We start from the raw sequence: 23,936 nt of genomic DNA, 5'->3' as shown, positions 1-23,936 counted from the left end.
CCGTTAACCTTGCGCGTTAAAACTTGGCTCAAGTTTTCGTTCTAGTCTTGGCCGATGACAAAATGGCCTCATCATCGGTTTCTCGCAGCGGCCCGCAGTCCGAAAAGACTGAAGCCTCTGCTGGTCGCGACCCTCCTCGGCTCAAGCACGCTCGGGCTTGGCGTCAACGCCGCCTGGGCAATCCCGGAACGCGTGACCGTCAATGCCATGGAGTACCCCTGGAGCGCCATCGGCAAAATCGAAACCTCGATCGGGCATTGTTCCGGTTTCCTGATTAGCCAAAAGCATGTTTTGACCGCCGCGCATTGCCTCTATGACCGCGCGAGCAACCGCTGGATCAAATCGTCGGAAATCCGCTTCACTGCGGGATATCAGAACCGTCAGCACAAAATCACCTCGTCAGTCAAAAAGTACAAACAATCCAAGAAATACAAAAAAACTTCGGACGCTTCGGTCAAAAATACTGTCACCGATTGGGCGCTTCTGGAGCTGGCACGTCCGCTGGGAAAAGATGCCGGATGGCTGGCTTTGCGCCGCCTGGACAACGAATTACTCAGGGACCTGTCTGAAGGCAGTGCAACCCTGCTCCATGCCGGCTATCGCGGCGATGCACCGCACCGTCTGAAAGCCGGCTTCGGATGCGAAATCGCCGGTTATTTTAAAAACGGCGTTGGTATCGCCCACCGTTGCAGCATCATGCAGGGTGACTCCGGTTCGCCGTTGCTGGTTTTTACAGATGGCGGAATCTACGCCACGGGCGTCCATGTCATCGGTGCTTCTGACGGGAAACAGGATATCGCCGGCGCTCTTTCAGTATCGGTGTTCCATCCCGATGTCGGTTCGGCCCGCGCTGCACGCATTCTCCGGCCAGCCGGGAACATCTGGCGGGAAGGCAAGCCACCACGCGTCAATCGCAAGGCGGAAGACACTCCAATCCAGACAATTGACCTTCTGTTGTCGGAATTGGGGTATCTGCGTGGAAGAGGTAAGCGCCCGTCGCGTTCCAGCCGGCGTATTGCTATTCAGGCGTTTCTGAATGATGCCCATCTGACCGGGCCCGCAAAGCCAAGCGTCTCGCTGCTCGGCGAATTGGCCCGTCAGCTCGACGAATAGATCCGGGTTCGACGAAATCGCCTTAGAAGACCTGTCGCCCTGGTGAATCCGTTCTAGGCCTATTCGTTTTCACAGCCATCGGTACCACAAACTCATTGAAAAGTGGTCAGGCGCCAGCGGAGCCACCCTACGCGCTGCGAACGAAGCTTCGTCCATAAGAAAACCGGCCGGGAGACTGCACTCGCGGCCGGTTTTGTTTCGTGACGCTGCCGGTCAGGCTCTCGTCCCTGAATTTGACGGCATCATGTCCCGTTGATCAGCGCATTGGTGTCGAGATCAGTCAAGTCGTTGATCGCGTTGTCGAGATCCTGGAACACGATCGTGGTTCCGCTCTGCAGTTCCAGCGTCACCACATTATCGGTCTTGGAGAAGGATGCGACCGCATCTTCAATGCTGATGTCCTCGCCACTGTCACCACCGTCGGTGACATCCTCGAAGGACAGCCGGTCGCCACTGCCTGCTGAGAAGTCGAAGATGGTGTTATTGCCTTCGTCAGCAGTGAGATTAAAGACAAAGGTATCTCCGTCCGCGCCGCCATAGAGGGCATCATCCCCTTCACCGGCAATCAGGATATCAGCGCCACCCTGGCCCAGCAGTATATCGTCACCGTCCCCACCGTTGATGAGATCGGCTTCACCGCGGGTATCGTGAGCAGCCTCTTCGATAAAGCGGTCCTGGTTGTCCTGAATGAAGGTCATGACCTCGAGCTTGGTCGGTGCCTGCCCCAAGGTCGCGGTCAGATGATCAACGAGAGTATTGTAACCGCCACCAGCTTCACCGATCGCACCGAGTCCGCCCTCCTCGACCGGATCGAGCATCCAGTCGGTATTGATGACGTCACCGAAGATCAGGTCGTTGCCTTCGCCGCCGGTTATTTCATCCTCGCCAACGTCGGTCAGGATTGTCAGGGTCTGATCGCCCAGCAACGTCGAGAGATCACCTGTGTCCTCGACAATGACAACGGAGGAGTCGGTATTGCCTTCACCGGCCACCTGGGCAAGCTGCTCAGGCACGATCTCCGTCCCGATCCCGAAGACATGGACCCCAACATCGATCCCTTCGAAGTCGATCGAAGCGTCGTATCCGTCGTTGTCCTCACCATCGCTGAGGAAATAGACCTTGTTAACCGCGCCGTCGTGTCGATTGCCGTCATTCAGAAAGTCTTCGACGGCTTGGATCGGCCCCTCGAATTGCGTACCACCCGAGGCACCCAGATTGGCTATTACAGCTTCCAGAGCCTGACCGGAGTCATTCTCGAAGCGATCGTCGACCGGGTCGTAAGTGAAGACCTGATTCACCGCGACCCCGCTGTTGAAGGCGACCAGCTGGAAGGTGGTCAAATTGTTGTTGGCGAGCTGATTGCGCAGGGAATCGTGCAACGCCGTGAAAGCTTCTTTTGCCTCAACCAGGCCTGCCTCTGACGGATCGACAGGCTTGGACTGTTGAGTGCCGACAGCATGCGTGCCGCCTCCACTGTACTGCAATGGCTGAACCGTGATGTTGAAACCCGGTTCGTTGAGATCCAATGAGCCGTCGGGTAGTCGGATGATCAGGTCCCCCATCTGATCGTCACTCAGTGTCGCAGTTCCCGAGCTGTTGAAATAGACGGATTCGCTATAGCTGTCGCCATACTGAACCCGGGCACCCGGTGGCAGGCCTTCAAGACGATAAGCGTCGGCATCCGGACCGGAAGTCTGGTAATCGGGAAGACTCACCCGAACGAAACTCATGGAGTCTGACACATCGATGACATAGGAAACATTCACGGCCGCTTCCACTGAACCGGTTCCACCGACATCGCCGATTAGAATGTCGTCGCCGTCACCGCCGAAGATGCCGCCTTCGGCCGGCGGCGTGTCCGCGGGGACGTAGTGTGGTGTCGCGTTCTCTGGCTCGTCGTTATCGTTACTGCCGACCACCAGATCGGGATCGGGTACGGCAACCTGCACCGAAGCGTAAGTTGTGGCTTCGGCACTCTCAGTGTTGTCGGAGAGATCTTTTTCCACACCGCTGGCGCCGTTGTCACCGTCCAAGGTCGCCAATTCCACACCGTCGACCGTAACCGTAAAGGCAAGATTTTCGCCATCGGTGATATCTTCACTGGCCTGGATACCGATATTCATATCGAACGGCAGAGAAACGTCATCCAGCGTCAAAGTCGATTCACCTTCAGCGAACTCAGTGAAGACGAAACCGGTCGGCAGCTCAATGGTGACACTGTGTTCTTCAGAGCCATCAGCACCGTCACCCCAGGTCGCAGCAATATTCAGGCTGCCCAACTCACCAGCCCCGAAGGTCATGTCATCATCGCCGCTGGCATCGCTCACACTAAAACTGGTGATGGTGATCGCATCGGCCACCGCATCGACCACAACATCCGCCGAATCGCTCGCGGTGGCGGTAATGCCTGTATGGCAGTAACCTTCGTCACGGGCCGTCGCCGTCACGGTCAGGGTACCCAGATCGACATCGCTGTCCGCCGGAGCCGTCACTTCAAAGCTGGTGGTCACCGATGCCGTGTTCAGACCGGTCACTTTCGCGGAGGTACCGTCTTCCGAGATCACAACCGATGCACCCGGATTATCCAGCTCAATCTGGCTGAAGTCGTAGGTCGCGCTCGGGTCTAGACCGGTAATCTCGATTTCAGTGATTACGTCGTCGCCTTCGGCGCTGGCCGTGAAGTTGACCGTACCGGTGGTGTCTTCCTTGATGCAGATCGCGCCGCTCTCGGCGTCCACCTGAATCTCGACCGTAGGTTCGGCAACGCCCGGCTCGACCCCGATGGTCAGCGTCGCGCTGGAGGTATCGCCGTCACTATCCCGCAGGGTGTAATCGAAGCTTTCCTCGACCGCCGCTGCACAGTCATGCGCTGTCACGCCCAGGATCAGGAAGTCGCTGTTGCTGTGACCCGAACCGCTGTCGCTCTGAACCGGTGTGACCCGAATCTGACTAAAGGGCTCATCGCCACTCACGTGGATCGTGATTACGCCGTCATAATCGCCGCGTACCGGGTCGACCGTCGCCGTAACCCAGGTCTCGCCGTCATTGGAAACTTCGACGGTGAGCTGCTCGACGTTCCCATGATCGTAGAGGATACCGTTGAAGAGCGCGCCGACCGTCAAGCTGGCGGAATCGGTTTCTCCCGGCAGGCCGATGTCGATGTATTCGTATGGGGCATCATCCGGCAGGCCGGCTACGTCACGATAAGAGGTTTCGGCAAAGTCCCCATTATTGCCGTCACCTGCAGTGCCGACGCCGCCATAAAGATTGCTGCCCTCGATGCGAACATCTTTGCTGTTCAACGGCACGCCGCTGTCGTAGCTATCCGTGTCCGGATTCCAACGCGAAGCCGTCAGGGTGAAGCCCTGATCTTCGAACGAGGCTACCCATTCAGCGGGCGATTTGCCCAAGCTGTCTCCCAGATCGAAACCGGCCGTAGCGGTCGTGGATTCATGGCCGGCATCGACGGACCGATAGCTGTAGTCGCCGGCATCGGCACCGGTCAGCACGACCGAGAGGGTGCCGCCAAGCTCGGTACCCTCAATGATCAGGGTTGTGCCGTCGAAGCTGTAGTCGACATTTTCGACCGGTGCAGGATCGCCGCCAGAAACGCTTAAGGCCGTTCCGTCGGCATTCAATTCGTAAGTCACACCGTTGTGGACGATCTTGCTGATCACACCGCTCTGGTCGGCGCCGACCTGATCGACACCGTCAGGGCCGGCATCGGATATAAGATTGCCGGTCGCAACGCCGTTCTCTTCGACCTCGTCGACATTGTCTTCCGCGATCGGGACATCGTCGACGACCTTGACGTTGGCAGTGCCTTCTACGAAATCACCGTCGCCGTCGGTCGCAGTGAAAGAAAGTCCCAGATCGAGGATGTCTTCTCCACTGATGGGATGGTCGAGCTGACCTTCCAGGGTGAAAGTAAACTCGCCGAACTCGCCACCAGCAGCATCAAAGACCACTGTGAAGACCACAACGCCGTCGGCCGTTGCCGTCAGGGTCTGGGTTTCGGGATCATAGCTGTAGGTGACGACCTCGCCGTTCGAGGTGAGGCCTGCCGGGCCGTCCGCTGCGATGACCGACCCTGCTCCGTCGGCGCCGAAGTCGACACCAAGAACCGCTGTGATCGAAACAGAATCGGAACCGTCGGTACCCTTCGGCAGGTCGTCTTCGTCCACAGCGGCGCAAGGGCAAAGCGAGATGTTGTCGATGTAACCACCCAGCGTGTTTTCCTTGCCGACCGCACGGAATTCAAGACGGGAGGTATCACCGTCGCCACCCTTGACGTTCAGGTTGATTTCCTGCCAGCCGCGTGTGTCATCGGTCAGGGTCGCGACCTTTTCGCCGTTCCACCAGACTTCGGCGTCGCTGCTGCCGCTGCCGCCATCACGTGGACGCGGCGCATAATGAAAGGTCAGCTCGTAAGTCTCACCCGGATTGGTATCCACGTCCTGATAGATATGGGCGTTGGATTCAGAGAAGGGACCGCGCGCGTGGGAATCCAGTTCCAGCTTGGCTGTACCGTGCTGTGCCCGGATGCCACCGAGTCGACCGTTCTGAATTTCGATCGGCGCATTGGAGGCCTCGAGATCCGGGTTCCATCCAGGAATACGGCCTTCGCCATAGGTGTTCCAATTGCGGCTGCCTAAGCCGTGGCCCTCTTCAAAACTGCCGTTGACGATGAGATTGCCGTGGATACAGGGATCGACCAGCACAGGAGCATCGTCTTCGATAGTGACCGTCAGGCTGCCTTTCGCAGAATCCGGGCTGTCGCTGTCCTGGACGATAAAGTCGAAGGTCAGCTCCAGGGGATCTGCAGCACCGCTTTCACCGACATCCGGATGATCTACAGGGCCAAGCAGTGTTACCCAGTATTCACCGGTCTGCTGATCGACCTTGATTTCGATAACGTCCTCGCCGTCAGCCGCGCCCGTCAGAATCAGCATGCCGTCGACGATGGCTGCCGCCCCGAAAGCCACGGGAGCGCCTCCGGACGTAAGGGCGGCGTCAGTCCCAGTCTCAGAATCCTCGGCACCGGCGAAGCTCACATTCGAGATGCTACCGGGGCCGTCGGCACCGAAGTCAAAGTCCAGATCGCCGTGAACCGACTCGCTGCCATCGTCGTGGAAATCTGCTTCGCTGAGCGGCGCATCGGCGATGGTGCTTCCGGCGCGGGGGCCGTCATCCCAGATATCGATCTGCAGCCAGCTGGAATCGCTGTCTCCATCGGAGTCGCTGACACTGTATTCGAACCACAGGCGGATCGGGTCCTGCCCGCCCGTCTGGTTGACGTCGGGATGATCGACCGGCTGCTCCAGTTCGACGACGTAGGCACCGGTTGTCTTATCGACGGTGATGGATATCACCGAGAGCACCGCGCCGCCCTCACCGATCGGCGCCGAACCGGTCAAAACAAGGTTACCCTCGCCGTCGTCAACCGCATCCCCAAAGATGACTTCCTCACCGCCGGAGGTCAGGGACAGGAAGCGGAAACCTCCTTCACGGTCGGCAACAAAGCGCAGATCGTCGACGGAAACCGATCCAGGTCCGTCGGCACCAAAGTCGATGTTGAGCTGACCTTCAAGTTTTTCGGTGCCGTTGTCATCCAGATCGCGTTCCTTGAGCGGTTCCTCAGCGGCCGTCCAGCGCGCATCCGGTCCATCGTCCCGCACAAACACCTTGAGCAGATTGGAGTCGCTGTCGCCATCCGCATCGGTGACGGTGTAGTTAAATGCCAGAAGCAACTGGTCCAGGAAGCCGGTCTGGCCGGCATCAGGGTGATCCAGAGCGTGGTCCAAATCGATTCTGTAGGCGCCGGTTGTCTGGTTGACCGTCACCGAGATGACGTCGACGGAGGCACCGCTCTCGCCGATCGGTGCCGTGCCGGTTAGAACGATGTTGCCCAAACCGTCCTCGACCGCAGCACCGAAGACGACCTCTTCACCGCCGGCACGCAGTATCCTGTCGAAATCGCCGTCCCGCCCGACGTCATGAGACCAGGCAAGGTCGGTGACCATAACGCCGCCCGCACCATCGGCGCCGAAGTCGAAGCGGAGGTTACCGCTGACGGATTCCTGGCCATTGTTGTCGAGATCGGACTCCGAGAGGCTGCGGGCCAGGCTCCAGCGCGCGTTTGGACCATCGTCACTGACTCGAACCGTCAGCAGCGCAGAGTCGGAATCACCATCTCCGTCCGTGACAGTGTAGTTGAACGAAAGATCGAGGTTATCCAGTGAACCGGTTTCGTCGATATCCGGATGATCGATCGGACCCATAAGGGTGGTTACGTAATTGCCCGTGGCCTTCTCAACGCGGATCTCGATGACGTCATTGCCGCCGGCCGAACCCGTCAGATAGAGGTGAGTCCCGGTATCGACCGCCGCAGCGAACACGACCGGCGCACCGCCGGATGTCAGGCCGCCGTCGAAATCGGAATCCGAGCCCGGGTCGCTGGCATGATCGAAACTGATGTCCGTGACACTCGCGCCGTCCTTGCCGCCGTCGAAGTTGAGCGTGCCGCTGGCAGAGTCGTTAAAGGGGTTACTGTCCGTCAGCCTCTGCTCGCGTAGGGTCGTGTCCTCGACCGTGTCGGTCGCTGTGGGGCCGTCGTCCTGGATCTCGATGGTGATGGATTTGGTGACGCTGTCGCCATCGCCATCCGTGACGGTGTAGGCAAGATTCTGAAGGAATACAGACTCGTCGAAGGACTCGCCGTCCGGGTGCTCGATTGCACTGTGCTGGACAAACCACAGGGTTTCTCCGTCCAGGTGGATGGTAAAGGCGACCTCACCGTCCTCACCGCCTATGCGGCCCTCAACCGTCGTGCCGTCACCGTAGAGGTAAATACTCTCACTGCCATCGGTCGCAGCGAGCCCGCTATCTGTACCGTCGTGCAGTTCCCCCTCACCATCGGTGAGCTGCACCAGGCCACCCAGCTCGTCCTTACCGAAATCGAAGCTGAGCGTGGTCTGTGCCACACCACAAATCTCGGCTCCTTCCGGCAATTCCAGGTCGTCCGGCAGATCAGCAGCGGTTTCATCCGTACCCTGCGGGTCACCGTCCACGATGCCCAGGCCCATTGTTTCGTCGTAGTCGATCGCGGCCGTCTCGGCCGAGGGTCCATCGTCATCCAGGGAGACCGTAATTTCATTGACGACAAAGTCACCATCTCCATCAGTGACCTTGTAGCTGAAGCGAAGGTTCAGAGTGTCGTCCTGCGCCGCCTCGCTGTCGCCGTCAACCGGATGGTCGATCTGACGGAACTGGATAAAGCTGTAGTCCCCGGTTTCCTGATCGAGGCGTAGCAGATAGACCAGATCTCCGTCTGCGGTTTCGCCCCGGATTTCCGAGCCGTCTTCGCTGAGAGACGCAATCACAGTGTCACCGGCGGAGGTCACTGCAAAGGATTCAAGTTGCTCGGTTTCCGGATTGATGTAGGACGCCGACATGGCTTCAGCCAGTTCGATACCCGAACCCACGATATCCTTTCCAACAGTGAAGGAAACAGCACCCTTGGCAAGGCCACAAGGATCCGGTGCGTCTTTCGGCAGCTCGAAAGGAATCTCGCCCTCGAAGCCATCAGACTCATCGAGACTTGCAGAAGAAGCTTCGGCGCTGGGACCATCATCCTGAATGCTCACCGTGATCTCGGCGGAGTCCTGATCGCCCTCGTCATCCGTCACGGTGTAAGTCAGAGAAAGGTTCGGAACCGCATTCTCGTCGTGATCACCGTCTTCGGCCACGCCAGCCTCGGGATGATTGACCTGCTGGAACTGGACAAAGGTGAAGTCGGCACTTTCACCGGCAAGATTCGGATCCAGGTGGCCGGCAAAAACCAGTTCTCCCGCCTCAGTCATCCCCCAGACAATGGTCGGATCGTTGGGGTCGCTGAAGAGGAAGACCTCTTCCGGGTTCTCGCTGCCACCGGTAAAAAGACCGGAGGTTTCGCCGTCGTAGCTGAACGAGACGGCATACTGCGATGGTTCGGCAGTCTCGGCATCAACCGTGCCATCCGTGAAGATTTCCCAATTGACCGTCGTCTGTGCCTGGCCGCAGACCTTGGGCAGGTCGCCGTCATAGCTCTCGCCAAAGGCAGCGGAAAGACCGTCAGCGACGTCTTCGTCGAGCTCGGCGACATCGTTGGCGTCGTCGTCCACACCCGGCGTTTCATCGTAAGCTACTGCCGCATTTTGAGCTTCAGGCACGTCCTCTTCGATGCAGACATGAATGTCCGCGCGGGTTATCGCGACATCATTCAACTCAGTCAGTTCACCGCCCGAGAAATCGACTTCCTCTGCAATGGCTTCAACCGTGATACCCGCATCGCCAAGTGTGTTGGCCGAACCATCACTCAAGCGTTCTGACGACCAGTCATGGGGATCGAACACCACGGTCTCGACGAAAGAACCGTCTGTTACCGCGAAGATGTAGGTATCCAAACCGTCTTCGCCGACGATATGCGTGACCGAGCCTTCGGGAAAAGCTTCGTTGCCGATCAAGGTCCAATCGGAGGGAACGCCACGAACGACAATGCTATGGCTTTCCGAGCCGTCTTCAAAATCCGGGAAGGTCGCAGCAACCGAAAGGCTGACCAGAGCTTCCTCCGGACTGCAATTCTCTTCCTTCGGATTATCATCGTTTTCATTTTCGTAATCGCCACCCTCGCCATCATACTGGCGAACACCCCGCAGCTCGACAAAGCTGCTGTCGCGTTCCATGCTTTCCGGCGACGACGTACGAACGGAGAGGATCGGTTTGTCGGCTGCCGCATCAACGATGCCGACCACCGTCAAGGGGGTCGTGGTTGCGGTGATGCCGTCGGTGGGATCGGTGATGTTAGCCGTCACTGTCAGAGGAATATCGGCGTCGCTGTGTTCCGGCGGCAGAATGTAGATTTCGTCAATATCGTCGGCAGCAACCTGAACGACCGGTCCGCTCTGGGCGTTCGCCGGATTGGTCGGATCACCAACGAAGATGGTCACACCCTCTGGAATCTCGGAAATAGTAATGAAATTGAGGACTTCGTCGTCACCCTCTGGCTGATTAAAGGTGACGTTCATACGCATGGGGCTTTGCGTTGCATCGCCCTGATGCTGGTTCGCCTGCCAATCTTCGAAACCACCATCGAAGGCGCCGGTGACATCGCCTTCGGACACTTCGGTTGTGATAGTGACAAAGTCGATCGAGATCGTCCCCTCGACAAAATCGATCGGATCCAATGCTATATCAGGATTTGGAACGCCAAACGCGAGGGCAGTCCCATCAATTACTCCCTGCGCCAGCAATAGGTTCAGCAGGTCACCAAGGTTGTCGCCATAGGTCGAACCACCCCCGCTGACAGCTTCTGCGCCCGCAGCGGTTTCGAGCGGAGTACCATCACCTGACAGTTGCTCAGCCTGAGACAGGAGCTGTGCCACTGGAATTTCCGCTTCGCCGATCTGAAATGCCGGCGCGTTTTCGCCACTGGCGGCATCGACCATATTCAAGAACACGACGCGACTGTCGATGACGTTATCGCCATCGTCGTCGAAACCTAAGACAACGTTTTGGCCTTCGACCAGGAACTGTGCCGCCGATGGATCGAAATCCAGGAGGAAGTTCTCGCCCGCGAGATTACTGTATTCCTGAGTTGATCCGGGCGCAGGCCGTTGAACCACGACACCGGCACCCCTTGAAGGCGTACTTTGACCAACGAGGTCGATGGCCTCCGAGCTAAAGACAGCATCGCTATCTGAATTCTCATCGACGTCGGTGCTGGTCTCATCGAAGCCTTGGGAAAGGTCGTCGGTCATCTCGGGCGTCTCCTCGACTAAAACCGCTCCGTTCCTGGTGCGGCACTACCTGTGTCAAACTTGTGGCCGCAGTTTCGTCAAATGAGATTAAAAATTCAATGAAAGTGGCATTTAAAACTACACAAAAATATATGAGTTTAATTTATTCGAATTAAAATTTTCTCTAAAATTTTATATGTATTTTTCTATAGTTTGTTTTTTTAGTAAAAAATACGATTATGTTTTTAATTTTATCGTTATTATTTTATGTTTTTATTGTTCTCTTCAATAACTGTTGATTATCTGCCGCTAATTTATTATTAAATATTATTTTCCGCACAAAAAAAGCGGTGACTTTTACAAGTCACCGCTTTCCAATTCCGCACTATTGTTGCGGAAATAACCTTGTTGGGGAGTTAGCCGTCCTTTTTCAGACGCACTGCCACCCATTGAAAGTCGCCCTGTCGGAACACCAGTAAGGTTACCACACGATAACCTTCTTCTTTGGCCTTCTCCACACGCTGCTGAACTTCCGCCGGGGTTTCGACCTCTTCCTGATCGACCTCGACGATCACATCGCCGGCACGCAGGCCTTTTTCGGCCGCCGTTCCGTTTCCGTCCACGGCAGTGATCACAACACCGCTGGTCTTGTCGTCCAGCTCAAACTGCTGTCGCAGCTCCGGCGTAATCTGCCCCAGAGCCAATCCGAGATCCGAGACCTTGCCGGTTACGTCTTCCGATTTCGGATTTTGCGGTACGGCGGCAACCTGAGGCTCGTCTTCCAGGCGGCCAAGATCGACCTTCACGACTTTTTCTTCGCCTCGCCGCCAGACAACGACATCGACAGATTCACCGATCGGCGTCTCGGCTACCATCCGGGGAAGCTTGCGCATGTCGGGCACAACCCGGCCATCGAATTTCAAAATGACGTCGCCCTGCTGAATACCGGCCTGTTCAGCCGGACCACCCTCGGTGACAGAGGCAACCAGCGCGCCCTTCGAATCCTTCAGCCTGAGGCCTTCGGCAAGCTCTTCGGTGACCGTCTGAATATGAACACCCAGCCAGCCACGTTTGACCTCTCCGAATTCACGAAGCTGACTGACAATGTTGCGTGCCAGGGTCGAGGGAATGGCGAAACCAATACCGACCGACCCGCCGGATGGCGAGAAAATGGCGGTATTCACACCAATCACATCACCGTCCAGATTGAACATCGGGCCGCCGGAGTTGCCGCGGTTGATTGCAGCATCGGTCTGGATGAAATCGTCGTAGGGGCCTGCGTTGATATCACGCTGACGCGCCGAAACAATCCCTGCCGTGACGGTTCCACCGAGCCCAAAGGGGTTACCGATCGCAACAACCCAGTCACCGATCCGTGTATCGTCCGAATCACCCCAGTCAACGGCCACGATGTCTTTCGGCGGCTTGACCTTCAGCAGCGCCAAATCTGTCTTTTCGTCACTACCGACAACTTCCGCTTTCAACGTAACGCCATCATGAAGACGGACGGATACGTTATCCGCACCCTCGATCACATGGTGATTGGTAACGATGTAGCCTTGGTCGGAAATAATAAAGCCAGAGCCCTGCGAACCGCCTCGGCGCCGTTCTGGCGGACGCCCGCGGCGTTCGAAGAAATCCTTAAAGAACTCTTCGAAATCCTGCCCCGGAGCCGGACCTTCTTCCTGTTCTTCTGCGGAATCGCCATTGCTTACGACTGTTTGGCTCGCCGAGATATTGACGACAGAAGGCAAAAGCTTCTCGGCCAGATCTGCGAAGCTATCGGGCGCGCCACGCGCTTGAACGGAAAACGACCAGAGCAGCAGAGCAATGATCGTTGTGACCGCTATGGCCAATAAGCTTTTGTTGTAGCTCTCACGCTCCGCCGTAACGGCTTTTACGCGACTGCGGGGTCGGGATCGATGTCCGAGCGTCACCGTCATCACCTCATATATTATGTCCAGAGCGACGTTCCCGCGCCCATCTTCGTATGTGCTATCTATTATTCTCTTCCGAGCGATCAAGGGAAAGCCCTTTAAACGCGCCGGTATCCTTCATCAAGAAGCTGTGAGAGAAAAGGGGCGGAATTGTGACGTATGGAACGTCATGACGTCCGCATCGTGCTCTATTTCGCGACTCGATGAGCCAAAAACACCATTTAGTCACTGGAAAGAACTCAACCGCGCAGCAACCAGACCCCCAGCACCCCCAGTGCTGCTGCCGTCAGACCACCGATACGCAGGGCCTCCATAGGAGACCGCTCAAGCAGGGTCAGGATCTCCTTCAACCGCTTGGGAAACAATGCGAGGAACAGGCCTTCGATAACGAGGACCAGCGCAAGGCCGGTCAAAAAATCCGTCATTATCAATCTTCCGCCAACGGTAACCGGGCACTAAAACCCGATTACCGTCAGCCAAGTAAGCTAGCCGACAGGAAAGAAACCTGACGTCAGTTGCCGGTACCTGCGGCATTCCCGCCCGTAACTGCGGGTCCGACCGACTTGAAGAAGTCGAAGAATTCACTGTCGGGCGAGAGCACAAGATACGTGCTGTCGTTAGCCAGCGAAGCTTCATAAGCCTGCATGGAACGATAGAAGTTGAAGAACTCCGCATCCTGACCATAAGCGTCGTTCAGGATCGTGGTCCGAGACCCTTCGCCCTGACCACGCAGAATTTCAGACTCCCGCGTTGCTTCGGCGATTATGACCGTCGTTTCACGATCGGCCGCGGCCGTAATACGCTGTGCCAGCTCTTGGCCCTGCGCCCGGAATTCCGCTGCTTCCCGTTCGCGTTCCGAACGCATCCGCGCATACACCGACTGGACGGTTTCGTCTGGCAGGTCCGCACGGCGCAAACGGACATCAAGGATTGTGATTCCGAAGTTTGCTGCTTGCCCGTTCACCTGTTCCTGAATTTCCTGCAGAATCGGTGTCCGGTCTTTCGACAAAACCGAGGCCAGGGTTGCATTACCCAAAACACCACGGGTACTGGCATTGATAATTGCCGAAAGCCGCTGATTGGCGTTGGGAATTGCTCTTACGGTCTGAAAGAACTTGAGGGGATCTTCAATTCTATAGCGAGCAAAAGTATCGACCAAAACACGCTTCTGATCGGTCAACAAAACGCTCTCGGATGGCGGATCCAGATTCAGCACGCGTTTTTCGTAATACTGTGCGTTCTGAATGATAGGAACCTTGAAGTGCAACCCCGGATCTCTAATGACCCTTATGGGATTGCCGAACTGCATGACAATCGCCTGCTCTTTTTCATTCACTGTGAACATGGTCGCGGAAACCGCGATCCCAAGCAGGATTACAACGACGGCAGCGACGAATAGCTTGGTCTGCGACATCTCTACCCCTCCTAATTACGCGGCGCGCTGTTGCCGCGCAGCTCGTTGAGAGGAAGGTAAGGAACCGCACCACCTCCGGCATTGTTGTCCATGATAACCTTGTCGGTCTTACTCATGACATTCTGAATGGTTTCCAGGAACATCCTTCGCTTGGTCACTTCGGGATTCTGCTTATAGGCTTCATACACTGACAAGAAGCGTTGAGCTTCACCCTCTGCCTCGTTTTCCAGGCGTTCTTTGTAGGCTTGCGCGCCCTGAATCATCTTTTGGGCTTCACCACGGGCCTTAGGCAAAACGTCATTGCGATAACGGTCCGCCTCGTTGCGGAGCCGATTGAGGTCCTGGATCGCGCGGGCAACATCGTCGAAAGCGTCCGTCACGGCGCCCGGTGCCTGCACCTCCTGCAACTGAACGACCGTGATTTCGATACCCGCCTTGTACTCGTTGAGAAGTTCCTGGAGCAGGTTTCTGGTCTGCACCTGGACATCTTGGCGAGCCTCGGTCAGAGCAGGCTGAATATCTGTCTGGCCGATAATCTCACGCAGCGCGCTTTCAGCTGCGATTTTTACCGTTTGCTCAGGATCGCGAACGTTAAAGAGATATTCGCCAGCATCGGAAATCTTCCACTGCACCGTCATATCGATATCGATGATATTCTGGTCGCCGGTCAGCATGAGGCTTTCTTGCGGGACATCACGCTTCGCACTGCTGTTATCTGAGCGGCCTAAATTCGTGAAGCCGATATCCGTCTGCTGAATGTTGGTAACACCTGGCGTCTCAACCGATCCAATCGGATAAGGCCAATTCCAGTTCAATCCTGGAAGGGTCGTATTCACCCACTTACCGAACACCAGTTCAACACCCTGCTGGTTACTTTCCACACGGTAAAAACCACCGAATCCGAACCATACGGCAAAGGCCAGAACCGCAATTACCGCGATGATGGAGCCATTCAGGCCGCCACTGCCGGGCAACATGTCCTTAACCTTGTCCTGACTCTTGCGGATCAGATCCTCTATATCGGGGGGCTTGGGACCAGAGGGTCCACCGCCGCCACCGCCGCGACCGCCCCACGGGCCACCGCCGTTACCATTACCGCCACCGCCAGAGCCGCCGCCCCACGGGCCGCCGCCACCTTTATTTTCCCAGGGCATTCAAGCTTTTCCCGTTAACTATACCGACATTCGAAGCGCACGTTTTCGCGCGATAATGTTCATATAGACTCATTTCGCCTCAATATCACGAGCGTAATGCCGCAATATGGCTCAGCATCGGATTTATTTGCATCCTGTGGACATTTATCGCATGTCTAACGCCGTAGACGGAATATTGGCAAAAGGGCGTTCGTTTCAAGGATGAGCCAGATTACAGAGCAGCAAATTCTCGAAGCGCTCAAGAGCGTACGGGACCCGGACCGCGATAGCGATATCGTCAGTTTGAGCATGATTTCCGGGCTGGTCATCAAAGATGGCAATGTAGGTTTTGCCATCGAGGTCGATCCTCAGCGCGGTCCGAAGATGGAGCCGCTGCGTAAAGCCGCGGAAGATGTGGTACATGCCCTGCCGGGTGTCTTGTCGGTCACGGCCGTATTGACCGCCCACAGCGCTGCCGGCTCTGCACCACCGCCACAACAGGCTGCAGCGGCTGCACCGCCCAGACAGAGCCCGCCACAAGCTGCAGGAGCTCAACGTCAGCTGGTGCCCGGCGTCGGCGCCATCGTCGCTGTTGCCAGCGGAAAAGGTGGTGTCGGCAAATCGACCACAGCCGCCAATCTTTCGCTCGCTCTTTCGCGGATCGGCTTGAAAGTCGGCCTGCTCGACGCCGATATTTACGGTCCGTCTCAGCCCAGAATGCTAGGGATCTCCGGAAGGCCCAGCTCGCCCGATGGCAAGATCCTAAAGCCGATGGAAAATTTCGGCATCAAATGCATGTCCATGGGCTTCCTCGTTGCCGAAGACACGCCGATGATCTGGCGGGGCCCTATGGTACAGTCAGCTTTGCAGCAGATGTTGCGGGACGTGGAATGGGGAGAACTCGACGTTCTGATCGTCGATATGCCACCGGGAACCGGCGACGCCCAGCTTACCATGGCTCAGCAGGTCCCCCTCGCCGGCGCGATTATCGTCTCGACGCCGCAGGACATTGCACTGCTTGACGCCAGAAAAGGCCTCAATATGTTCCGTAAGGTTGACGTGCCGGTTCTGGGCATCATCGAAAACATGAGCGTGTTCATTTGTCCCAACTGCGGCCATGAGTCACACATCTTCAGCCACGGCGGGGCCAAGAAGGAAGCTGAATCTCTAGGTATGGATTTCCTGGGGGAAATGCCGCTCCACATCGACATTCGCGTCACTTCCGATGAAGGACGGCCGATTGTTGTATCCGCGCCAGACGGCGAGCATGCGAAGCGCTACATCGATATCGCAAAGAGCGTCTGGGAGCGTTTGTCGGCCGATAAGGCTGGGGCGCGGCAATCGCCTACGATCGTGATGCAGTAGTGTTAGTCGAGGGCCACCCGCAAGCCGTCAGCAGAACAGGCAGCCAGAATGACATCCATTCCTGGCTCAAGTTGATCAAAACGGTCCGGTAATCAAACAAGCCAACACCGAGACCAAACAAGGCCAAGGCGCAGACAACGAAATTTCCGCTCATCCGAAATCTCTGGAGCGCCTTGTAAGCCACGGTGGCAATCAAGCCGATAAATAGAACGCTGGCGACAATCCCACCGTAAAGCTGGTTCGCGAGAAACAGGTTATGCGGTGATTTGACGTATAATCCATTTGCCAGTTTGAAGGCATATTCGGTCAGAATTCCCTGCCCGATCATTACCGCTTTCGCGCTTTCGGTTATCAATTCCCAAGATTGAAACCAGATCCCAAATCGATGGGTCGACCCGCGCGTGATCCAGGTTCCAGGCTCGATTGCCCCCGAAAGCGTCAATGCAACGTAGATTACCGCAGGCAGGGGGATGAGAATCGCAAGCTTCCAACGTCCGGTCGCCAGCAGATACATAAAAATGACGAGCACCATACTGAGCAGCGGCCCGCGGCTCTGCGTGAGCAACATTGCCACGATTAAAGTTAGAAATGCGCCCCAGCCAAGGATCCTGCCCGATGAAGTAGGCATTGAGCGGGCGACGCAACACAGAAAGCACAAGGCCGCCACACCATAGAGAGTTGCGCCGATAATCGGGTGTTCGGCACGCCCGGGACCCGCCATTCGACCGACAATCGCTTCCGCGAAGATCAGGTGGTAGGCGATCGCTGCGGCGGCGGCAATTGCGCCTGCCCAGGCAAAGTATCGCAAAATTCTCTCCGGAAAGTCCGTATCTTCCATCGAGAGATAAAGCGTCATTGTCATAAAAAACAACGTCATGAACAACAGCCTGGTCTGGTTCAGCAGGCCGAAGAGACTGGGGCTGTCGCTCCAAAACTGGGTTGCCCAAAGATAGCAAAGATACAGTGTTGCCAAGCGCCACAAAGGTAACCTGAAAACCTGCCTCACAACGTTCCAGCGCGAAAACACCAAAAAGACCGGAATGACGGCGACATAGAAATACAGGCGGTGAATTTTCGTGTCGAAAAGGAAAAAGGACGCCACCAGCCCCAAATAGAGCCATTGAAAAACGCCATGTTTTTCCAATAAGCCCTGAATGCGATGATATTTGTCAGTCAGACGGCTATTTCCAACGCCAATAGAAACCATTAAACCACTGCATCTCGAAGAATTTGTAACAGCCCGGCACGACGACGCCGGAACAGCAAACGCTTTTCATTAAAGAAGACTCGGCATTGCAAAATGAGAGCACGTTTTAAGCCCGCCTAACGCTCTTGGGAGCGCTTAAGCCGTATCTATGCGGCAGGAACCCAATTTGTCCAGCGTGATTGCAACTTCTCGAATTCAAGAAATCCGCTAACAATGCTTCTCTTTCGCGCCGAAACCTCGGATTTCCATCCGAAAAGCCTGTACGCCACTTGGCGATTGACTATAAATCTCGAGATCGCCACGCGGGTCGGTGGCCGATGCTGAACAGCCGCGCCGACCGGCAAGAGAAGTCAAAGAGAGCGGATAATAAATGGAACACCGCAACAGGCTCAGTGGGCTTATCGTAGCGCACAATGAGGAAGAGATGATCGGGGACGCTCTCAGATCGCTCGACTTTTGCGACGAGATTGTGGTGGTTCTCGACAAATGCACCGACGGCACTAGGAAAATCGTCGAAGAATTCACATCCAACATCCTCGAGGGCTCCTGGGATATTGAAGGCGCCCGGCGAAATTTTGGGATCGAAGCTTGTGCAGGTCCCTTTATCCTCGAGCTCGACGCCGACGAGCGTGTACTGCCCGAAACGGCAAAGGAAATACGAGAGGTCGTCGATGAGGGCATCAAGGGTTGCTACAAAATTCGGTTTGACAACTATGTCGGAAATCGTCTTTTGCGATATGGTTGGGCAGGGTCCTTCGGTGCCTCGGCCGGCGATCGCCTCTTTGCCAAGGGCTACAAAACCTGGGGGCTGCAGCGCATCCACCCGAGCTTGGAACTCAAAGACCCGATCAAAGAGCTGAAGGGACACATCACCCACCTGGTCGACCGTGATCTGAACGATATGATCAAGCGCTTGATCTGGTACACAGATATGCGGGCGATTGATATGGCGCAGAAACCTCTGCCGCCCTTTCGCACCGTGCTGCGGCGCGCCTGCCACCGTTTCCTGAAAGCCCTGTGGGGTCGCAAGGGCTACCGGGAGGGCAAAATGGGGTTTTTGCTGGCCATGATGGCCGCCCTATACCAGCTCTTTTCCTATTACAAAGCGCTCTTTATCCAGGAACAACGTACGCAGGAACAGCAGGCTGAAACCGTGCAATCCTCAGATACACAGAGAACTTCCAGCACACCATAAACCACCGTAGAGTCAGCCTATCCGCGGATCAGTATTTTTCTGTCGGCCAGCAGTAATTGAGGGTGAGCCCATCGCCGAAGGTCGTATCCAGAATGTATTGGGTGACTTTTTCGGCCGAAAAGGCCTCATGTGCCTTTTTCCAACCGTTTTTCGCAACAGCTACGCGATAGCCATCGTCGGCCATAAACATGTCCAGTTTACGAAGTAGTTCGGCCTCGTCAGCATAGAACGCGAGATCGTCGTTTCCGAAAAATTCCTCAAAACCAGTGCCGCTGCGCAGGAATGTCACGAGTCCGTTGCCCATATACTGGGTCAAACGGTCCGAAGAATACCAATGATAATCATAGGTACGGTTCAGGCAGAGCCCCATCTTACTCTGCGCCAAACGGTCCATATAGGTCTTGCCGAAAAGGTAATCCTTGTTGATGCCGCAGCCATGAACCGCGATCTCCAACTCGGGCCGTTTCGTGAGCAGGCTTGTCATGAGGTCCCGCCGCGCGTCGCTCTCGCCGAGTGGACCGCCCGCGAAGAACAGATCCACGGAGCAGGCATTGTCGAAGCTGCGGCCTGTATCAACGGCACGATCAACGGGGTTCGGCATGAAGGTGACGAATCCGTCAGGACTGCTGAACTGTTTCAGGCCCTCCCCCGCCGTGGTAATGAAGATACCGTCGACAAACCCAACGCGCCGCTGAATATCTTTGACGTTTTGCTCGTGGATAAGCGGATCGACATTGCGGTAAACGATCTTAACACCGGGGCAAGTTTCGCGAACCGCCGACAGGGTCGTGTTCCAAATCATTTCGCAGTGGCCGAGCACGATCAGATCAGGCGCGAACTCCTCGCAGACTTCGAGCAGCTTTTTGTTGAGCGGTCTGATCCCCCACTTGCGTGAGCGGAAGATGTTGGAGAACCGAGCAAAGTCCCGATCGTTGAAGGCGTAGACGTTGTGGCCGTTCCGGGTGAACCCGTTTACCAGTTTCTTGGGGATGTAATAAGACTTTCCAGCCTCCCGGAAACCTTGGCAACTGCCGACATAAAGTATGTTCATGAAGGGGCCGAAACCTTGAAATGGGGTCAATTCAACAAACGAAAATCAGAAGCACGTGCCAATGCGCAAATACCTACGGCACCCTGAAGGCCGGGTGCAAGTGCAATATCCCCAAGCTCGATAATCCGGCACGGCACCAGATGATCCGCGAGACGTAAGGTTTTTGCGGGACCAGCGACGACAAACGTTATCCGGGACGAATTGGGTCGTCGGTCCAACGGCTCAGCAAGCAGGTTCCACAACGTCCAGAACAACGAAGCTGTGCGCCGGCCGGTCCTCTGCCGTTGAGGCATGTGTCTCCCGGCTTATCTCGACCCAGCGTTCGAGATCGAACGGCGGGAAGAAGGCGTCACCATCGAATTCACCATGAACCTCTGTCACATAAAGACGTTCCGCCCGGTCTAGCATCAGGGCGTAGATTTCCGCGCCGCCAATGACCATGAACTCATCCTTGTCGTCCCGCTCCGCCGCCTGGCGTCCTACGGTGATCGCTTCGTCCAGATCATTTACGACGACAACTCCGTCCGGGCGATAATCGGCCCGTCGCGTCACAACGATATTCGTGCGGCCCGGTAGAGGACGTCCGATGGAATCGAACGTCTTACGGCCCATGATGACCGGCTTACCCAGGGTCATGGCCTTGAAATGTTTCAGATCGGCCGGCAGCCGCCAGGGTAAATCGTTGTCTTTGCCGATAACTCTGTTATCGCCCATCGCCCAGATCAGGGCTACACGCGGTTCCTTACCCATCTCGACCTTGTCCTAGACTGCAACTGCTGCGGCGATATGTGGATGAGCTTGATAGCCCTGCAAGTCGAAATCTTCGTAGGAGAACCCAAAGATATCCCCGATATCGCGCTTGAACACCATTCGAGGCAATGGCAATGGATCACGCAACAGCTGCACATCCGCCTGTTCGAAGTGATTGTTGTAGAGATGAGCGTCCCCGAGCGTATGAACGAAATCGCCCGCTTTCAGACCGGTCACCTGGGCAATCATGAGGGTCAGGAGAGCATAGGAGGCAATGTTGAAGGGAACGCCGAGAAAGATGTCGGCGCTTCTTTGATAAAGCTGGCAGGATAGCTTTCCATCGGCGACGTAAAACTGGAACAGACAATGGCAGGGTGGCAGTGCCATGGAGTCGACGTTTGCCACATTCCAGGCGCTCACGATCAGCCGGCGCGAATCCGGATTCGAACGAATCTGATCGATCAATCCGGTGATCTGATCGAACTTTCGACCATCAGGCCCCGGCCAGGATCGCCACTGCGCGCCGTAAACCGGGCCAAGGTCGCCGTTTTCATCAGCCCATTCATCCCAAATCCGTACTCCATTGGCTTTGAGATAGGCGATATTCGTGTCGCCGTTCAAAAACCAGAGCAGTTCGTGAATAATCGATTTCACGTGGAGCTTCTTGGTTGTCACCAGGGGGAAGCCTTCCGCAAGATCAAAGCGCATCTGATAGCCGAAAACGCTGCGCGTGCCGGTACCGGTCCGATCGGCCTTGTCGGCGCCATTGCTCCGCACGTGATCCAACAAATCGAGATACTGTCTCATCTGCTTCCGACACTCATATTTTGTGATTTACCATGGAGTTAACGGCTACTTTCATCCAATCCTCGAGCCTTCAACCTGCCTGATCAACAGATGCAACGTCGGATTACTCAAGCTTGGTACGCGCAAAGTTTAGCGTCTGAAGGCGGGCGGCACCACCGCATTTAGCGTCGGCAGGCACAATGTAGCGCGCGGGAAGGTCTTTCCCTTCACCAAGGCTTTCAACCTTGAAGGATTCACCCTATATTGGAGGGGTCGGGAAACCGACTATGGTGCTACACAGGCATGTGGAATAAGCGTTACGGACCCGGGGGCAGTACCCGGCGCCTCCACCAAAACCGGCTTGGTATCTAGCGTCCAGCAAGGTTTAGGACAAAGGATATTACCGGGATCGAGGGGGCGAAACAGGATCGACGTGCGTGGTAAAGATGTGTTTGGTGCCCGGCATGGTACCGCCGTTATCGGGCCATAACTATAGTTGCAAACGACAACGATAGTGGGCTTGCCGTCGCCGCTTAACAGCGGTTGGTAGCCAAGTTAAGCCCTCGGCCTTCACACGTCGAGGCGGGGTTCGGGGCGCACCTGGCAACAGAAGCGCCCCACTGCTTGCCGTCTTGCGGGTTTTTCCAAATTCGGCCAAGTTGGGGGTGTTGAATGTTGATGCAACAGGATAAACCTGCTGCGCACAGGGGGATGGGACAACCGGGGCATGGCGGACGATACGGATCGCTCGGATAACGCGCTGCGATATGACCGCATGGTGGAGGATGCCCTGCTGTCGGTCGTGCATCGTTCGCTCAGCTATGCAGCCGAAAACGGTCTGCCCGGCGACCACCACTTCTATATAACCTTCAGGACCGATCACCCCGGCGTCGATATTCCCAATCATTTGCGGGAACGCTATCCGGGCGAGATGACGATCATCCTGCAGTACCAGTTCTGGGACCTCGAAGTTGGAGACGATATCTTCAGCGTCACCTTGAGTTTCTCGGATGTGCCGGAGAAACTCACTATCCCATTCGAAGCAGTCGCAGCTTTCGCCGACCCGTCCGTACGTTTCGGGCTGCAGTTCGACGTGGGTGACAGCGCCGAAGACGATGAAGATGAAAACCTGTCGAACGACCCTGCACTCGCCGACGACGGCAATGCGGCGCTTAGCGGCGACTTTCCGAACGCAGATCCACAAGACAACTCAAGCGATGGATCTTCAGGTGGAAATCAGGCCACAGAGAGCGATGAGGAAGATCCTGATGCCGAAGGCGATGATAGCGACAACGTCGTAACGCTGGATACTTTTCGGAAGAAATAGCAGGAACACGCCGCTTCCGGCCGCACGCTTTTTTGGACCAAGATCGAACTGCCTGCCGCCAGAGCCGATTGATCCCCTTCGAAGCGACTGAGAACGTAGTTCACCCAATGACCGTGAAATTGGAAGGTCCGTTCACATTTTCACCGATCCGGCGAAGACGGTGAGGCTTCAATGCCGACGACCGTGAGTCGCCGGGTTCCACTTTTCTACACGTTTTGCAGGCTTGTTAGCCGGTTTGTCAGGCACCATGCCCTGTGAACGCATAATTCCGACGAATTCATCGAACCGCCGTTTAAGCTCTTTGCGCTCGTCTGCGGTCAGTTGCGAATCGGGCTTGCTGGAAAGATCCCGCTGTTTCAGTTCATCATCCATAGCTCAGGCCTTGGGTAGGTCTCGGTCTCGGCGGACTCGTTTGCATTTTGACGAGGCTGGGTTAACACTTCGTTAGTCACACCTCTCGAGTGTGATCGATCCCGAAGGAAACATCATGGCGAAGCCAAGACCAGCCATCGTCGATCACAGTCTCGACCTTCTTCTTCCTCTCGGACCGGTAAAAGCGCGGGCCATGTTCGGGGGGTACGGCCTTTATCTTGAAGATCTCATGTTCGCGCTCATCGCGTTCGATACCCTCTATTTCAAAGCCGACTCCCAAAGCGAAGAGCAATTTTCCGCTGCCGGCGGTGAGCCCTTTACCTATGAGGGGAAATCGAAGCCAATCCAGATGTCCTATTGGACCGTTCCGGACGAAGCCATGGAGGATCCCGAGAGTCTGCTTCCTTGGGCCGAACGTGCCGTAAGCGCGGCACGACGCAGCAAACCCGTCAAGAAACGCAAACGCTCCAAAGACCGTTGATCTGCAACAAACTTCGTGCAAGATGCGCC

Annotated in this window: 15 protein-coding genes and 1 other RNA gene; 6 read left to right on the top strand and 10 right to left on the bottom strand. The window is 56.1% G+C overall.

What is annotated here, in order from left to right; genetic code table 11:
- Positions 1-54: 54 nt before the first annotated feature.
- Positions 55-1,113: a serine protease gene (locus tag QMZ18_RS11995; protein ID WP_282606530.1), complete on the top strand. Its 1,059-nt coding sequence runs from the start codon at positions 55-57 to the stop codon at positions 1,111-1,113.
- 242 nt (positions 1,114-1,355) lie between these two features.
- Here the strand turns inward: QMZ18_RS11995 and QMZ18_RS11990 are convergent, their stop codons facing one another.
- From QMZ18_RS11990 to hflK, 5 genes are all read right to left on the bottom strand, one after another.
- Complete coding sequence (locus QMZ18_RS11990; RefSeq protein WP_282606529.1) at positions 1,356-10,910, bottom strand: DUF5801 repeats-in-toxin domain-containing protein; 9,555 nt, start codon at positions 10,908-10,910, stop codon at positions 1,356-1,358.
- Positions 10,911-11,305: 395 nt separating this feature from the next.
- A complete protein-coding gene (locus QMZ18_RS11985; protein WP_282606528.1) occupies positions 11,306-12,826 on the bottom strand; it encodes a DegQ family serine endoprotease in 1,521 nt (506 codons plus the stop codon).
- 239 nt (positions 12,827-13,065) lie between these two features.
- Positions 13,066-13,251: a DUF2065 domain-containing protein gene (locus QMZ18_RS11980; RefSeq protein ID WP_282606527.1), complete on the bottom strand. Its 186-nt coding sequence runs from the start codon at positions 13,249-13,251 to the stop codon at positions 13,066-13,068.
- A gap of 86 nt (positions 13,252-13,337) precedes the next feature.
- Complete coding sequence (hflC, locus tag QMZ18_RS11975; protein WP_282606526.1) at positions 13,338-14,240, bottom strand: protease modulator HflC; 903 nt, start codon at positions 14,238-14,240, stop codon at positions 13,338-13,340.
- 11 nt (positions 14,241-14,251) lie between these two features.
- Positions 14,252-15,394, bottom strand: coding sequence for an FtsH protease activity modulator HflK (gene hflK / locus QMZ18_RS11970; protein ID WP_282606525.1), 1,143 nt, complete (start codon positions 15,392-15,394; stop codon positions 14,252-14,254).
- 201 nt (positions 15,395-15,595) lie between these two features.
- Here hflK and apbC point away from each other — a divergent pair, with 201 nt between their 5' ends.
- Entirely contained in the window at positions 15,596-16,738 is a 1,143-nt protein-coding gene (apbC, locus tag QMZ18_RS11965; protein WP_282606524.1) for an iron-sulfur cluster carrier protein ApbC, read from the top strand.
- On the opposite strand, the gene QMZ18_RS11960 is transcribed toward apbC, so the two are convergent.
- Positions 16,719-17,945, bottom strand: coding sequence for an O-antigen ligase (locus QMZ18_RS11960; RefSeq protein WP_282606523.1), 1,227 nt, complete (start codon positions 17,943-17,945; stop codon positions 16,719-16,721). The two genes, apbC and QMZ18_RS11960, sit on opposite strands and share 20 nt — an antisense overlap.
- Positions 17,946-18,315: 370 nt before the next feature.
- Here QMZ18_RS11960 and QMZ18_RS11955 point away from each other — a divergent pair, with 370 nt between their 5' ends.
- On the top strand, positions 18,316-19,140 hold the full coding sequence (locus tag QMZ18_RS11955; protein WP_282606522.1) for a glycosyltransferase family 2 protein: 825 nt from the start codon (positions 18,316-18,318) through the stop codon (positions 19,138-19,140).
- 28 nt (positions 19,141-19,168) lie between these two features.
- Here QMZ18_RS11955 and QMZ18_RS11950 read toward each other — a convergent pair whose 3' ends face one another.
- The 3 genes from QMZ18_RS11950 to QMZ18_RS11940 all read right to left on the bottom strand — a co-directional run bounded on the left by QMZ18_RS11950 (position 19,169) and on the right by QMZ18_RS11940 (position 21,748).
- Positions 19,169-20,191 (bottom strand): glycosyltransferase, encoded by a 1,023-nt coding sequence (locus tag QMZ18_RS11950; RefSeq protein WP_282606521.1) that lies wholly within the window; start codon positions 20,189-20,191, stop codon positions 19,169-19,171.
- A 222-nt stretch (positions 20,192-20,413) separates the two neighbouring features.
- Positions 20,414-20,941, bottom strand: coding sequence for a dihydrofolate reductase (locus QMZ18_RS11945; protein WP_282606520.1), 528 nt, complete (start codon positions 20,939-20,941; stop codon positions 20,414-20,416).
- A gap of 12 nt (positions 20,942-20,953) precedes the next feature.
- Positions 20,954-21,748, bottom strand: a complete 795-nt coding sequence (locus QMZ18_RS11940) for a thymidylate synthase (protein WP_282606519.1) — start codon at positions 21,746-21,748, stop codon at positions 20,954-20,956.
- Between the two features lie 212 nt (positions 21,749-21,960).
- Between QMZ18_RS11940 and ssrA the strand changes: the two genes are divergently transcribed.
- Together ssrA and QMZ18_RS11930 are read left to right on the top strand one after the other, a co-directional pair.
- Positions 21,961-22,349, top strand: a transfer-messenger RNA (tmRNA) gene (gene ssrA, locus QMZ18_RS11935).
- Positions 22,350-22,454: 105 nt separating this feature from the next.
- Positions 22,455-23,054, top strand: coding sequence for an SspB family protein (locus QMZ18_RS11930; protein ID WP_282606518.1), 600 nt, complete (start codon positions 22,455-22,457; stop codon positions 23,052-23,054).
- A gap of 168 nt (positions 23,055-23,222) precedes the next feature.
- Here QMZ18_RS11930 and QMZ18_RS11925 read toward each other — a convergent pair whose 3' ends face one another.
- On the bottom strand, positions 23,223-23,426 hold the full coding sequence (locus QMZ18_RS11925) for a hypothetical protein (RefSeq protein ID WP_282606517.1): 204 nt from the start codon (positions 23,424-23,426) through the stop codon (positions 23,223-23,225).
- Between the two features lie 115 nt (positions 23,427-23,541).
- On the opposite strand from QMZ18_RS11925, the gene QMZ18_RS11920 reads away from it, so the two are divergent.
- Positions 23,542-23,907, top strand: coding sequence for a TfoX/Sxy family protein (locus QMZ18_RS11920; RefSeq protein ID WP_282606516.1), 366 nt, complete (start codon positions 23,542-23,544; stop codon positions 23,905-23,907).
- The last annotated feature ends 29 nt before the right edge of the window (positions 23,908-23,936 follow it).

Origin of the sequence: Pelagibius sp. Alg239-R121, from assembly GCF_947331435.1 — a bacterium.
Classification (GTDB): domain Bacteria; phylum Pseudomonadota; class Alphaproteobacteria; order Kiloniellales; family Kiloniellaceae; genus Denitrobaculum.
This window is presented reverse-complemented; position numbering and strand designations above follow the sequence as displayed.